We start from the raw sequence: 13,766 nt of genomic DNA on the forward strand, positions 1-13,766 counted from the left end.
AATCTCGCCGGCACGCCGCTGAACCGTGCTGCCGAGGCGGCGTGTCCCGAGAATTTCCGACTGCGTGACGGCACGGGGCGCTCAGACTGCCGCGTGCACTCCTGGAGAAACGGTCTCGAACGACAGCAGCCGCTCGACCATGTGCGGGGCGAGCTGCCCCTCGGTCGCAAGCACAACCCGCACGTTCGCACCCGGACGGTCGACCGGCCCCTGCCGCTGCCCGCGCAGATCGCACACGGTTTGGCCGCGGCCCGGTCCGTCGGTGACATCGACCTCGACCGGAACAGCGGGAGCAACGCGCGGGCGCATTCCGCCCACGGCGAGCGCGGCCGCCAGCGGATCGTGCAGCGCACTGCAGCGTCGTCCGTACTCCGCGACGTAGAAGTCGAAATAGAAGTCGAGCATCTCGCCGACGGCACGAGTGAGAGGATGCCGCGAGGCGCAGAGCTTCTCGCGGTCTGCCTCCTCGAGCACGTTCTCCAGCGTCGTGTCGAGGGGAACGAGCGTCACCGGCCACGCCGCCGACACCACGGCCTGCGCCGCCTCCGGGTCGTGGCCGATGTTCGCCTCGGCCACGCACGTGATGTTGCCCGGCACCAGAGCGGCGCCGCCCATCGCGGTCACGCGGACGATGCGCTCCGGCAGCGAGGGGTCGCGCTGCAGGGCGACGGCGAGGTTCGTCAGCGGCCCGACCGCGATGATCTCGAGTTCACCAGGATGCTCGTTCGAGAGGCGGAGCAGCATGTCAGCGGCATCCTCTGCCACCGGCATCCGTGCAGCCTCGTCGAGCTCGACCTCGATCTCACCGATGCCGTTCGATCCGTGAACGTGCGGTGCGCCACCCGCGAACTCGCCGACGAGCGGGTCACCGCAGCCGACCGCGACGGGAACATCGCCGCGCCCCGCGAGTTGCAACAGCGCAAGCGTGTTGCCTGCTCCCTGCGCCGCACTGACGTTGCCGTGCACCGAGCCGATGCCGACCAACTCGACCTCAGGAGATGCGAGCAGGTAAGCGAGGGCCATCGAATCGTCGATGCCGGTGTCGCAGTCGAAGTAGACGGGGCGTGGCATGGGGTTCCTTCTCTCGGGTAGGGGCGGTAACGGATGCACTGAGGCTCAGTCCTGGCTGGGCGCGGCCTTCAGAATGAAGCTCGTGATGATGGCCAGAACGGTGATCGCGACAGAGATCCACAGAGCGAGCGTGAAGCCGCCGATGCCTCCGGACGCGACGAACGGGGCGACGATCGCAATGCCGAGGCTCGCGCCGATGCCGAAGCCCGCACTGTTCATGCTCGGCAGCGCCGACGGCGCCTCGACCGGGGACTGCAACACGCCCAGACCGTTTGCGGTCGTCAGCACGAGGCCGTTGTAGGCGACGCCGAGCACCGCGATCATCGCGAAGACGATCCACTGTACCTGCGGGAAGAGCGTGATCACGACGAGGGCACCGAGGCAGATGAGCAGGCCGACACGGAGGATGCTGATCCAGCCGATCCGCGCGGCCAGCCATCCGGCGAACGGCGCTGCGGCAAGACCGATGATCGCGGGCGGGGCGAGGAACATCAGCGCGCTGGTCGCCGCGTTCATGCCGAAGCCGACCTCGGTGTTCTGACTGAGCATGACGACCGTGAAGTTGATGACCGCGAAGACGCTCGACAGGGTGAGCACGGTCGTTGCGATCACAGGCCAGACCTGGCGGGACTTCAGGTGCTGCACCGCGATCAGCGGCGTAGCGCGGCGCTTCTCGATGAACACGAAGGCGACGAACGCGGCGATCGTTCCCACGAAGAGCGCAACGGTGAGCGGGGCCAGCCAGCCCTGCGAACCGCCCGTGGAGACGAAGTATGTGAGCCCGATGAGCCCGAGCGACAGTGCGCCGGCACCCCACCAGTCCATCGAGCCGGACGACGCTGCGCCGGTGTCCTTCGGAGCGGCGATCCATACGCACACGAGTGCGAGAATGCCGACGACGAAGATCACGACGAACAGCGAACGGAACCCGAACGCGTCGGTGAGCAGACCGCCGATCCAACCGTCGACTCCGCCGACACCGCCGTTGATCGCCGTGAGCACGCCCAGCATCGTCCCGAACATCTTCTTCGTCAGTGACTCGTTCAGAATCACGTACGAGAGTTGGAATGCCGCGCTCGATGCTCCCTGCAGCACACGCCCGATAAGCAGGATCTGCAGGTTCGGCGCGACGAGGCACAGGACTGTGCCGACGGAGAGGATGCCGAGCACGATCAGCAGGCCGCGCTTGCGCCCGATGAAGTCGCTCCAGCGTGCGAGCAGAACGCCGCCGACGGCGCCGGCGAGGAAGAACAGCGAGGACACCTGCGAGACCGCGTCGATGTCGACGTTGAGCGTGCGCGCCATGTCCGGGAGAGCCGGCGTGATCATGCTGGCGTTCAGCTGGAAGGCGACGACGGCGAGGATCAGCGTCGCGACGAGGCCGATGGCGCGTCCGCCGTGAAGTTTGCCGTCAGACGGGGATGCCGCGGCGCTCTCAGCCGCGAGACGAGTAGAAGACAACGAGACTCCTTTGTCCATGTAAGGGGGCACCAGACTCGTCGTCAATCGGGCGGGAACGTCGTCGAATCTGTAGTGAGTATGATGTTATACCTCTCGGGTACGACATGCACACTACAACGTTTTCTCGTGATTGAATAGAGGCCCGAGCCCGAGCCGAGTTCAAGGAGCCCAATGACGGAGATGGACGAGTTCCTCGCGCTCCCCCTCACCACCACGGTCGGTCAGCCGCTGCGCGTTGCCGCATACGCTCGCATCACACAGGGCATCCGCGACGGTGTCTTTCCGCTCGGCTCAGCGCTCCCTCGCGAGACCGAGCTCGGGTCGGCGCTGGGCGTCAGCCGCACCGTCATCCGCGAGGCACTCATGCTCCTGGAGGAGGACGGACTCATCACGACCCGCCGCGGCGTCGGCCGTTTCGTCACGGCATCCTCCCCCAAAGTCGGCCTCGAAGACCTGCGCCCGTTCGAGAATGCCCTCGCTGGCGCAGATCAGCCCGTCACCGTCGAACCCATCCACTTCGTGATGCAGCCGAACACCGAGTTCGTGGCGAGCAACCTGAACCTCGATCTCGAGGCCAACACCTGGTTCCGCGAGAGCGTGCTCAAGCGCGGCGGGGAGCCGATCGCGATCGTTCAGGAGCACCTGCCGGCCGGCAAGTATCTCAGCGATATCAGTCCGGCCGTCGCGGCGAGCTTTCAGCGGGCCGCTGAGCGTGATGCGACGCTCTACGCCGGACTCCTCGAGCTCTGCGGACCGATCTTCACCGCGAGCACCTGCCAGATCGCACCGAGCATCGTCGGCGCGTCACGCGGCAAGCAGCTCGGGCTCGCGGCATCCGACCCCGTCATCATTCTCACTCAGGTGGTCGAGCATGAGGGCACGCCCGTGTACCTCGCGAAGTGCATCGTCTCGTCGCGTGTCGGGCACCTGACCGTCGTGCAGACGCCCTCTTCGTAGCGCGCCATTCCGAAGGAGACCCATGGCATTCGACATTCCCCTCACCGTGGTCGGCAGCATCAACGCCGACATCACCGCGACCACCGAGCGTCTTCCCGGCGCGGGCGAGACAGTCGGCGGCGGACGCCTCACGCGCAGCCCCGGCGGCAAGGGCGCGAACCAGGCCGCGGCCGGCGCACGGCTTGGGGCCGCAACGCGCATGGTCGGCGCAGTCGGAGCGGATGCCGAGGGCGAGACGATGCGCCAAGCGCTTCGTTCGGCGGGCGTCGACCTGGCGCACGTGGCGACGGTCGACAGCGAGACGGGCACGGCGCTCATCATGGTGGATGCCGCGGGCGAAAACCAGATCGCCGTGTGTGAGGGTGCCAACGCACACGTCAGCATCAGCGGCGTGGAGTTCGACGAGCACGACACGGTGCTCGCGCAGCTCGAGATCTCGCTCGACACTGTCGCCCAGGCCGCTCGCCGCTGCCGCGGCTACTTCGCGCTGAACGCGGCGCCGGCGATGCCGCTGCCCACAGAGCTCATCGAGCGCGCAGACCTCATCATCGTGAACGAGACCGAGTACGAGCTCATCCCCGAGCTGGCGGACGCGGCGCTCGTCGCCGTCACGTACGGCTCGAAGGGCTCGGCGATGCTCGTGCGCGGCGAGCAGGTGGCGTTCGCGGATGCCGTCAGGACGACGCCCGTCAACACGGTCGGCGCCGGGGATGCCTTCTGCGCGGCCCTCGTCATCGCGCTGCGCGGTGGCCTGTCGCACGAGGAGGCGCTGCGTGCGGCGAACGCTGTGGGCGCCGCGGTCGTGCGAGACCCGGCGGCGCAGCCCGAGCTGCGTCCGCTCGAGCACTACGTCTCGTAAGGCGCCGTCCGCGCCCCGCCTCGCCCGACCTCGTCTCGCGCACCTCGCCTCACACCGCCTCGCCCGACCTCGCTCCGCCCCGCCTCGCCCCACCTCACGTCACCCGACCTCGCCCCGTCTCCTCTCGTCCCTCGCACCACCCCGCCTCCTCTCGCCCCGTCTCACAACCGCGTGCCACTTTGTCCTGCAAAAACACGTGGCGTGATGCGACAAAGTGGCACACGGTTGGCCGGGCAGTGCGGTGCCACACGATTGGCCGGGCAGCGCAGTGGCACGCAGGTAGCTAGACAGCGCGGTGGCCCACGGCTGGTTGGGCGGCGCGGCAGTGCGGTTGCCCGGGCGGCGCGACACCGCGGTGGCGTCAGCGGCCGGGGTCGGTGGCCTCGGTGACGTCGGTGACGTCGATTCGGCCGAGCACTTTGCCCGCGATGGCACCGAGCTGACGCACGTCGTCATCGCTCAGTCGCGCATCCAGCAGCTCTCGGCGCGTGCGACTCGCGGTGAGGTACCCCTGGCGCGCGGCTTTCGCGCCAGCATCCGTCAGACTCAACAACCACACGCGACGATTCGATGGGTCGGGTTCGCGCTCCACCCAGCCCCGTCGCTCGAGCCGATCGGCGAGACGGGTCAGCCCGCTCGGGCTCAGCGTCAGGCGTGCGGATGCCTCTGACATTGTGAGCCGTCGATCGACCGCGTTCGACAGATACCAGAGCAGCTGGAACTCCACCGACGACATCTCGGCCTGCTCTTGCAGCCGCGCGCTCAGCTCGGCGTCGAGGAAGGCGGCGGCCTTTTGGAGGTCGACCCATACTGCGTCGCGTTCGCCGTCTCTCACTCTTTCAGCGTATCGGGAATTGCCGCCACACTATTTGCGTTAGCAACTATTGACTAAGCAAACTAAGGAGGAGAAACACAATGACTTCGACGATTCTCGTGACCGGCGCCACCGGCAACCAGGGAGGCGCGGTCGCCCGTGCGCTCTCCGCACACGGTCACTCCGTGCGGGCGATGACCCGCAGCACTGAGAGCCCGAAGGCGCACGCCCTGCGCGAGCTGGGCATGCAGGTCGTCGGCGCCGACTTCGACGACGGGGAGAGTCTGCGGCGAGCAGCATCCGGTGTCGATGGCGTCTATGCGATGGGCACACCATACGAAGCGGATGCCGCGGCAGAAGAGCGCCAGACGATCGCGCTCCTCGACGCGGCCGTCGCTGTCGGGGTGCCCTTCATCGTCTACGCAAGTGTGGCGAGCGCCCTCGATGACACGCGCGTGCCTCACTTCGAGAGCAAAGCGCAGGTCGAGCGGCACCTCCAGACGCTGACCGTGCCGCACACCGTGGTCGCGCCCGCGATGTTCATGGACAACGCGGCGCGCAATCTCGAGGCACTGCGGGAGGGGACGTACGCGTTCGGCGTGCCCGCGGACACCGCCGTGCAGCAGGTGGCTCTCGCCGACCTCGCGGAGTTCACCGCGCTCGTGTTCGATGACCCGCAGCGCTTCGACGGCCAGCGCATCGAGCTGGCGTCGGCGGAGGTGACCGGCGCCGAGACCGCCGAGGCCTTGAGTGAGGTGCTCGGGCATCGGGTCGAGTACCGCGAGATTCCGCTCGACGCCATCGAGGCGAGCAGCAATCACGACCTCGCGGCGATGATGCGGTTCTTCCGCGAGCGCGGGTACTCGATCGACATCGACGCGCTGCATGCCGCGTACCCCGAGGTCGCGTGGCACAGCATCGAGTCGTGGGCGCGCGAGCAGCGATGGTGAGCTGAGCGCCCTGCCACAACGGCTCGCAGCGCCTGCGGCCGGCCCCGAACCCTGCTCCCACATCGGTGCACCACTTCGAGGCGCGCTGTTTCCTGCATGAGTGTGCTGTCTGCGGACGAAAGTGCGTGCCGCGGCACGCACTTTCGTCCGCAGAGGGCACCTTCGCGAGAGTTACTACTGCGCGGCCGTCCCAGGGCTGCTGCTAGTGCGCGTCGGGCCCAGGTCGCTACTGCGCCTCCGGGCCGAGGTTGCTACTGCGCGGCCGGCCGCGACACCTCACCAGACGAGGATGCCGCCGCAGAACCCACCGCGTCGCCGCGCTCCGCCTCCTCGCCGCCTACCGTCTCGCCGCGCTTAGCCGCCGCGCGCTGCTCCGCCTCGAGGCGCTCCGCCTCTTCGCCGCCGATCGCCTCGCCGCGCTCCACGAGGCCCGCCTTGTCGGAGAGCGGAATCTGCTTCAGCAGGAGCGAGAGCAGGAGCGCCACCCCGATGAACGGCAAGATGTACCAGAACACCGGCGCGAGAGCATCCGCGTACGCACCGACGATGCCGTCGCGCACCGCCTCAGGCAGCGTGCTCAGCGTCTGCGGGTCGATCGTCGCGGTGGACGCCGCAGCGTCCGACGCGTTTGCACCGGCATCCGTGAACACCGTCATCAGGTTGTCAGCCAGTCGCGTCGTGAAGATGGTGCCGAACACCGCGGTTCCGAGCGACGCTCCAACCTCGCGGAAGTAGTTGTTCGTGCTCGTCGCAGTTCCGATCTGCGCAGCCGGCACTGCGTTCTGCACGACCAGCACGACCACCTGCATGATCAACCCGAGGCCGACGCCGAAGACGAACAGGAAGACACAGATGAGCCAGATCGGGGTGGATGCCGCAAGCGTCGTGAACGCCAGCATCGCGGCCGCCATCACGACGGTTCCGACGATCGGGTAAATCTTGTACTTCCCCGTCTTGGTGATGGCGAGGCCCGACCAGATCGAGGTCCCCATCATGCCGACCATCATCGGAATGAGCAGCAGCCCGGAGACCGCGGCCGACGTGCCCGACGCCATCTGCAGGAACGTCGGGAGGAAGCCGATCGCGGCGAACATCCCGATGCCGAGCACCATTCCGATCGCGGAAGCATTGATGAAGATCGGGTTGCGGAACAGGCTGAGCGGGATGATCGGGTCTTCGGCACGCGCCTCGGTGATGATGAAAGCGGCTCCGGCGAGAAGCATCCCTGCGCCCCACGCCCAGGTGGCCCCCGAGCCCCAACCGAAGTCGTCATTGCCGCCGAAGTCGGTGAAGAAGATGAGGCACGTGGTCGTGATCGAGAGGAACAGAACGCCGAGCAGATCGATGCGCTTCGTCGCCTTCTTGGTGGGCAGCGTGAGCGTGAACAGGGCGATCACGAACGCGGCGATGCCGATCGGGATGTTGATGTAGAAGCCCCACTGCCAGGTGAGGTGGTCGACAAAGTACCCGCCGAGCAGCGGGCCGGCGACCGCCGACAGACCGAAGATCGCGCCGAGAGGACCCATATACTTGCCGCGCTCGCTCGCCGGCACGATGTCAGCGATGATCGCCTGCGACAGAATCATGAGGCCACCGCCGCCGAGGCCCTGAAGCGCGCGGAACACCACAAACGACCAGAAGTCACCCGCGAACGCACAGCCGACCGAGGCCAGCGTGAACAGCGCGATCGCGATCAGGAAGAGGTTGCGCCTGCCGAGCACGTCACCGAATTTGCCGTAGATCGGCATCACGATCGTCGTCGCGAGCAGGTACGCCGTGACGATCCAGACCTGGTTCTCGACGCCGCCCAGCTCACCGACGATCGTCGGCATGGCGGTCGAGACGATCGTCTGGTCGAGGCTCGCCAGAAGCATCCCCGCGATCAGCGCGCTGAAGATGATCCAGATGCGCCGCTTTGTCAGCAGGAAGGGCGCGGATTCCGTTGTTGTCATGAGGGCCGTTCTGTGATTCGGGTGTGGTTGTTCAGGAGGTCGCGGGCGGCATGGATGCGGCGCGCGAAGATGTGGGAGAACTCGTGGATGCTCGGCGGAGCGTCGCTGTGCCCGCGGAAGTACTCCTCCGCGGCAGCACGGCTGAACGCGCCGACGAGGTGCACGAGCGTCGAGGCGCGGATGTCTCCCGGCTCGAAGTTCTCGCGCTTCTCGATGAGAGCGATGTCACGCTGCTCGTGCGCGTGGATCTGCTCGATCATCCGCGCGTGGAGGCGCGGCTCGCGGTCGAACGCCGCATGCAGGGCATGAGCTTGGGATGCCGTCGGAGCGACGAGCTCCCACCGGGCGAGGTGCAGCTCCACGAAGTCATCGAGGAGGCTCGTCGAGCTGCCGGCATCCTGCCCCTTGTCGAGAAAGGTCTGCTGGAGCTCGTCTTCGCCGCGAGGGACGAGGATGCCGAGCACGGCGTCCTCCTTCGACGCGAAGTAGTTGAAGAAGGTGCGCCGGGAGACACCGGCTGCCTCACACAGCTCCTCGATCGTGTAGCCCGTGAACCCATCACGCGCGGTCCACTCCCGGGCGAGATCGATGAGCCGCTCCGCCGATTCGCGGCGACGACGCTCACGCAGTCCCATTGCACTTTCATCCATACAGTGCATTTTTGCACTTTAAAGCTTTGAGTGCACTGTAAGGCTTCCCCTCTCACAAAGCACAAAGGGTCGGGCCGCCGTGCATGTGCACAGCGGCCCGACCCGTGGTACTTCTGGTGCTACTTGTCCGCGGGGACAGCGGCGACCGCGTCGATCTCCACGAGAATGTTCGCGAGCTGCGACCCGACGGTGGTGCGCACCGGGTACGGCTCCGAGAAGAACTCCTTGTAGGCCTCGTTGAACTCGGCGAAGTCGGCGAGGTCCGCGAGGTGAACGGTCGTCTTGACGCAGTCGTCCAGCGTCAGCCCACGCTCGGCGAGCGCGGCCTGGACATTCCGCAGCACCTGGCGGGTCTGGTCGCCGACGTTGTCTGCGACAGCGTTGCCGTTCGCGGCATCCTGAGGTCCGAAACCGGCCGTGTACACGAACCCGTTTGCCTCAACCGCCTGACTGTAGGGACCTGCCGGCTGCGGAGCGTTCGTGGTGCGGAAGGCCTTCTTGGTCATGGATTACTCCTCAATATCGATTTCGGGTGGTCAGTGTGATCGGATGCCGCTCGCGCTCAGTCCAGCGCGTGCAGGCGTCCGGCATCCTCCGTGTCGGGACGAATCGACGCGTATGCCGTCGCGATCACACCGGCGAGCGCGATCAGCGCCGCATACACGATAACGGGCCAGATGTGCCCCGCCCAGGCGACGAGAGCCGCACAGATGAGCGGCGCGAAGCCGCCACCGAGCGTGTTCGAGAACTGGTAGCCCACGTTCACACCGGTCGTGCGCGCTTCGACATCGAACATCTCGGTGAGCAGCGTCTGCAAGGTTCCCTGCATGGCCACACCGGGGATGACGAACCCGACGATCATGCCGAGCCAGATCAGCACGGCGGTGCCGCCATTGAACAGCATGAATGCGGGGTAGAGCAGCACGGCGAAGCCGATGCAAGCGAGGATGTAGAACCGGCGGCGCCCGACCTTGTCAGAGATGTGGCCCCAGAACGGTGCCATGACGATCTGCAGGAATCCCACGATCATCGTGCCGATGAACCCGACCTGCGCATCGACGCCGTGCGACACGATGTAGCTCAGTCCGAAGGTCAGCACCACGTAGCCGGCGATGCTCTGGGGCAGACCGACGAAGATGCCGAGAATCAGGTTCTTGGGGTGACGCAGCGCCTCGATCAGCGGGTTCTTGCGCTTCGCCTGCCCCAGCTCGACGGTCTTCGTGTACGTCTGGAACTCCTCCGACTCCTGCAGCTTGCTTCGCAGGATCACGGCGACGATCGCGAGCACCGCGGCGAACAGGAACGGGATGCGCCAGCCCCACGTCATGAAGAAGGAGTCCGAACCTGATCCGAGCGCGGCCATCAGACCGGCGGAGAAGACGTTCGCGATTCCCGCACCCGAGATCAGCAGGGCACCGAAGAGACCACGACGCCCGGTCGGCGCGTACTCGACGACGATCGTCGCGGCGGGTCCCATCTCGCCGCCCACGAACAGTCCTTGGAGCGAACGGAGAACCACGAGAAGAATCGGTGCGAGCAGCCCGATGGACTCTGTCGAGGGGATGAGACCCATGAGTGCCGTGCAGATTCCCATGCCGATGACGGTGATCATCAGGGACTTCTTGCGGCCGAAGCGATCTCCGACGTAGCCGAACAGAATTCCACCGACCGGGCGGAACAGGAATCCGACCGCGAAGCTCGCGAACGAAGCGAGTGTTCCTGTGACCGGGTCATCGCCCGGGAAGAACACGGCGGGGAAGACGGCCGCGGCAGCGAGACCGTACAGGTAGTAGTCGTAGTACTCCATCATCGTGCCGATGGCGCCGCCGGCGACAGTCCGGCGGTCCTTGCGCGGAATCGCCCGCAGCCCTCGAGCCGGAGCAGCAGAGTTGGCCATAAGAGCCTCCTTACTCTTTGTATAAGTTTCACGTCGGTCCGCCATGACCGAATCTTTGATTTGACGCTTAACTTGTAGGTCTCGAGTCGCCTCTGGCGTACAGTTATCCGTAGACAAAACGTTAAGTTAGCACCGATCTAGACAGTATGTCTACAGGTTGGACATTTTGTTAGATACAAAGGAGAACGGATGCTGCCTGAGCCAGCTCCCGCAATCGCGGACGCGCATACCCCAACGTTCGAGTCGATCGACGAAGTCGTCGCCGTCTACCGCCCGGCGATGCGCGCGATGGCAGCAGCTGGCGGCCCCGGCTGCGAGGTCGTTCTGCACGATCTCTCCGCAGACGAGCCCGACCTCGACCACACGATCATCGCCATCGAGAACGGACACGTGACTGGCCGCAAGGTCGGCGGCCCATCCTCGAGCCTCGGCGCCGAGGTCATCCACAACCAGACCGCGGACCACGACGCGTTCGGCTACCGTGGCTTCACGAGCGACGGCCGTCAACTCCGCTGCTCCTCCGTGTACCTGCGCAACAGCACGGGAACGATCATCGCCGCGCTCTGCATCAACGTCGACGTGAGCGCTCTGCAACAGGCACGCACCCTCCTCGACCGGCTCCTCCCCCTCTCGGCAGCGGAGGCACCGGACGCACCGAGCGAGTACTTCGGCAAAGACCTCGTGTCGGTGATGGATGCAATGGTCACCGATGCGATCCAGGCGATCGGCAAACCGGTCTCCCAAATGTCTCGTGACGATCGCGTCGCGGTCGTCCGCACTCTCGATCAGCAGGGTGTGCTGCAGATGCGCAAGGGCATGGAGCACGTCGCATCGCGCCTCAACATCTCGCGAGTGACCGCGTACTCCTACCTCGACGAGGCGCGCGACGCGGGGTAGTCGACACCGGTAGCCGACGCCCGCGATCGCATCTGCGTCTTATGCTGTCGCAACGATTCCCAAAGCAAGCAGTCTCTGCACGGCAGGCACGTCGGCGGGCGCCCAGTCGAGAGCACGAAGGTGGGATGCCGCGACCCAGCGCAGTTCCGCATGCTCCGTCGCCTGCGGCTCACCGTCTGCGAGCTCGCAGAGGAACGTACTGAGCACCACGATGGTGCCGCCGTACGAGTGCTCTGTGGTTTCGACGTGCTCCCCGACAACGATGCGGCAGCGCAGCTCCTCGCGGATCTCCCGTGCCAACGCGGCATCCGGGCTCTCGCCCTGTTCGACCTTGCCGCCCGGAAACTCCCACAGTCCCGCCTGCGCCTTCTCACGTCCACGTCGTGCGGCGAGCACGAGACCGTCGCGCACGATGATGGCGCCGACCACCGCGATGCGCACGTTCTGCTCCACGCGCCCAGCCTAACGGCGCCTCTCTCGCCGCCGCGGATGCCCCCCTCGCCGCCGCGCCTGATCCTCCTCGCCCCGCTCCCCCCGCCAGCAGCGCTGCACACTCGTGCAACGCTGCGCACCCCACCCGCTCAGTGCTCGATAATGGTCACAGGCGCCGATGGGAGATCACGTGTTGAAGAAGAAGCAGAACAGCCCCGACATCAACTTCCACACCCGCAAATGGATCAAGCCCGAAGACCTCAACCCGAACGGCTCGCTCTTCGGCGGCAGTCTGCTGCGCTGGATCGACGAAGAGGCCGCGATCTACGCGATCATCCAGCTGGGCAACTACCACGTCGTCACGAAGTTCATCTCCGAGATCAACTTCGAGGCCTCAGCACAGCAAGGTGATCTCGTCGAGATGGGCCTCGTCGCCACCCACTTCGGTCGCACTTCCCTCACGATGCGTGCAGTGGTGCGCAACATGATCACGCGCCGCACGATTCTCACTATCGAGAAGATCGTGTTCGTGAACGTCGACGACGAGGGCAAACCGACACCGCACGGTTACTCCGACATCACCTATGACCGAGACAGGATGCCGACGGAACACCCGATCACCGGAATCATCAACCTTCCTTAGGCATCCTTGTTCGCCGCCTTCGCGGCCTGGCCCCGCCTTGTTTTCAGATCGCCGATGGCCTTCTGCTTCAATTCGCCGCTCCGCCGATTGAGTTCCCGCCTCAGCACTACGCGTATCTGCTCGACGACGACCACTTCGACCGGGCACACACCATGCTGACCACGCAGGGACGCGACCACTGGGCCGACCCTCAGCAGACGCGGCCAGGTGAGATCAACCATGACCATGGCGGTCGCGGGTTGTACCTGCTCGACCCGTCGGGTCATTACCTTGAGCTGATCACCCGTCCCTACCTCTGAGGCGAGTCGGTGTTCCACCCACGTAAGCGCCACCACCAAGCCGGGAGCGTCACCATCAGCGACGTCTCCCGGCTTGGAGCTGTGCGGCGACGCCTATGCTGGTGGGATGCTGCGAGACTTCGCAACCGGAGCGGGGCTGTACCTGAAAGGCATCCGTTTCTGGCGTTCACACACGCGCCTGATGGCGCTCGGCCTCGTGCCGGCGGCCATCTCGTTCGTGCTCCTCGTCGCGGCCCTGATCACCTTCGGGGTGAACCTGCCGATGCTCGTGGACTGGGCGACGCCGTTCGCCGACTCGTGGGCGGCCGGGTGGCGTGACGTTGTGCGCGTCGCGATCGGCATCGTCGCGTTCGGGGCGGCCGCGGTGCTGGCAGTCGTGACGTTCACGGCGCTGACGCTCACCATCGGGGATCCGTTCTACGAGAAGATCTCGCTCGGAGTCGAGGCCGACCTCGGCGGTGAGGCGCCGGAGTCCGCGGGTGGCTTCTGGCGGAGCATCGTCGATGGGCTGCAGCTCGTCGGCCTGGGCATCCTGACCTCGCTCGTCATGTTTCTGCTCGGTCTCATTCCCGTCGTGGGCTCGGCGTGTGCGGCGGTGCTCGGCTTCGTCTTGACCGGGCGCCTTCTTGCGCGCGAGCTCGCCGGTCGGGTGTTCGAGGCGCACGGCGTTCCACTGCCGGCGCGCCGTGATCTGATGCGCACTCACCGCTGGCGCCTCATCGGCTTCGGCGTGCTGACGCAGCTGTTCTTTCTGATTCCGCTCGGCCCGGTGCTGACGATGCCGTCGGCCGTCGCCGGGGCGACGCTGCTCGCGCGCGGCCTCATGGCGGACGCTCAGTCCTCCGAGGCATCCGCCCCTGCCGCCTGATTCTGTCCGCGACCGT

15 protein-coding genes are annotated in these 13,766 nt (G+C 66.2%); 6 read left to right on the forward strand and 9 right to left on the reverse strand.

What is annotated here, in order from left to right; all coding sequences use genetic code 11:
- Nucleotides 1-81: 81 nt before the first annotated feature.
- Entirely contained in the window at nt 82-1,071 is a 990-nt protein-coding gene (locus ACSAGD_RS13955) for a nucleoside hydrolase (RefSeq protein ID WP_437583370.1), read from the reverse strand.
- A gap of 45 nt (nt 1,072-1,116) precedes the next feature.
- Nucleotides 1,117-2,532 (reverse strand): MFS transporter, encoded by a 1,416-nt coding sequence (locus ACSAGD_RS13960; RefSeq protein ID WP_437583372.1) that lies wholly within the window; start codon nt 2,530-2,532, stop codon nt 1,117-1,119.
- A gap of 171 nt (nt 2,533-2,703) precedes the next feature.
- Here ACSAGD_RS13960 and ACSAGD_RS13965 point away from each other — a divergent pair, with 171 nt between their 5' ends.
- Nucleotides 2,704-3,489, forward strand: coding sequence for a GntR family transcriptional regulator (locus ACSAGD_RS13965; RefSeq protein ID WP_437583373.1), 786 nt, complete (start codon nt 2,704-2,706; stop codon nt 3,487-3,489).
- 22 nt (nt 3,490-3,511) lie between these two features.
- Nucleotides 3,512-4,348, forward strand: coding sequence for a ribokinase (locus tag ACSAGD_RS13970; protein WP_437583374.1), 837 nt, complete (start codon nt 3,512-3,514; stop codon nt 4,346-4,348).
- Between the two features lie 361 nt (nt 4,349-4,709).
- On the opposite strand, the gene ACSAGD_RS13975 is transcribed toward ACSAGD_RS13970, so the two are convergent.
- Nucleotides 4,710-5,183: a MarR family winged helix-turn-helix transcriptional regulator gene (locus ACSAGD_RS13975; RefSeq protein ID WP_437583375.1), complete on the reverse strand. Its 474-nt coding sequence runs from the start codon at nt 5,181-5,183 to the stop codon at nt 4,710-4,712.
- A gap of 80 nt (nt 5,184-5,263) precedes the next feature.
- Here ACSAGD_RS13975 and ACSAGD_RS13980 point away from each other — a divergent pair, with 80 nt between their 5' ends.
- Nucleotides 5,264-6,112, forward strand: coding sequence for an NmrA/HSCARG family protein (locus tag ACSAGD_RS13980; RefSeq protein ID WP_437583376.1), 849 nt, complete (start codon nt 5,264-5,266; stop codon nt 6,110-6,112).
- Nucleotides 6,113-6,363: 251 nt separating this feature from the next.
- Here ACSAGD_RS13980 and ACSAGD_RS13985 read toward each other — a convergent pair whose 3' ends face one another.
- The 4 genes from ACSAGD_RS13985 to ACSAGD_RS14000 form a co-directional block, all read right to left on the reverse strand.
- Entirely contained in the window at nt 6,364-8,064 is a 1,701-nt protein-coding gene (locus tag ACSAGD_RS13985; RefSeq protein WP_437583378.1) for an MDR family MFS transporter, read from the reverse strand.
- A complete protein-coding gene (locus ACSAGD_RS13990) occupies nt 8,061-8,714 on the reverse strand; it encodes a TetR/AcrR family transcriptional regulator (RefSeq protein ID WP_437583379.1) in 654 nt (217 codons plus the stop codon). The genes ACSAGD_RS13985 and ACSAGD_RS13990 overlap by 4 nt, the downstream gene beginning before the upstream one ends.
- 119 nt (nt 8,715-8,833) lie before the next feature.
- Nucleotides 8,834-9,220 carry a RidA family protein gene (locus ACSAGD_RS13995; protein WP_437583380.1) on the reverse strand — a complete coding sequence of 129 codons (387 nt, stop codon included), beginning with the start codon at nt 9,218-9,220 and terminating at the stop codon, nt 8,834-8,836.
- 56 nt (nt 9,221-9,276) lie between these two features.
- Nucleotides 9,277-10,611: an MFS transporter gene (locus ACSAGD_RS14000; protein WP_437583381.1), complete on the reverse strand. Its 1,335-nt coding sequence runs from the start codon at nt 10,609-10,611 to the stop codon at nt 9,277-9,279.
- A 189-nt stretch (nt 10,612-10,800) separates the two neighbouring features.
- On the opposite strand from ACSAGD_RS14000, the gene ACSAGD_RS14005 reads away from it, so the two are divergent.
- Nucleotides 10,801-11,508, forward strand: a complete 708-nt coding sequence (locus ACSAGD_RS14005; protein WP_437583382.1) for a helix-turn-helix transcriptional regulator — start codon at nt 10,801-10,803, stop codon at nt 11,506-11,508.
- A 39-nt stretch (nt 11,509-11,547) separates the two neighbouring features.
- Here ACSAGD_RS14005 and ACSAGD_RS14010 read toward each other — a convergent pair whose 3' ends face one another.
- Complete coding sequence (locus tag ACSAGD_RS14010) at nt 11,548-11,961, reverse strand: (deoxy)nucleoside triphosphate pyrophosphohydrolase (RefSeq protein ID WP_437583383.1); 414 nt, start codon at nt 11,959-11,961, stop codon at nt 11,548-11,550.
- Nucleotides 11,962-12,130: 169 nt separating this feature from the next.
- On the opposite strand from ACSAGD_RS14010, the gene ACSAGD_RS14015 reads away from it, so the two are divergent.
- Complete coding sequence (locus tag ACSAGD_RS14015) at nt 12,131-12,583, forward strand: acyl-CoA thioesterase (protein ID WP_437583384.1); 453 nt, start codon at nt 12,131-12,133, stop codon at nt 12,581-12,583.
- On the opposite strand, the gene ACSAGD_RS14020 is transcribed toward ACSAGD_RS14015, so the two are convergent.
- A complete protein-coding gene (locus ACSAGD_RS14020) occupies nt 12,580-12,849 on the reverse strand; it encodes a hypothetical protein (protein WP_437583385.1) in 270 nt (89 codons plus the stop codon). The two genes, ACSAGD_RS14015 and ACSAGD_RS14020, sit on opposite strands and share 4 nt — an antisense overlap.
- 139 nt (nt 12,850-12,988) lie before the next feature.
- On the opposite strand from ACSAGD_RS14020, the gene ACSAGD_RS14025 reads away from it, so the two are divergent.
- Nucleotides 12,989-13,750, forward strand: a complete 762-nt coding sequence (locus ACSAGD_RS14025) for an EI24 domain-containing protein (RefSeq protein WP_437583387.1) — start codon at nt 12,989-12,991, stop codon at nt 13,748-13,750.
- Nucleotides 13,751-13,766 lie beyond the last annotated feature (16 nt).

The organism is Paramicrobacterium salitolerans (assembly GCF_051513965.1).
Classification (GTDB): Bacteria; Actinomycetota; Actinomycetes; order Actinomycetales; family Microbacteriaceae; genus Paramicrobacterium.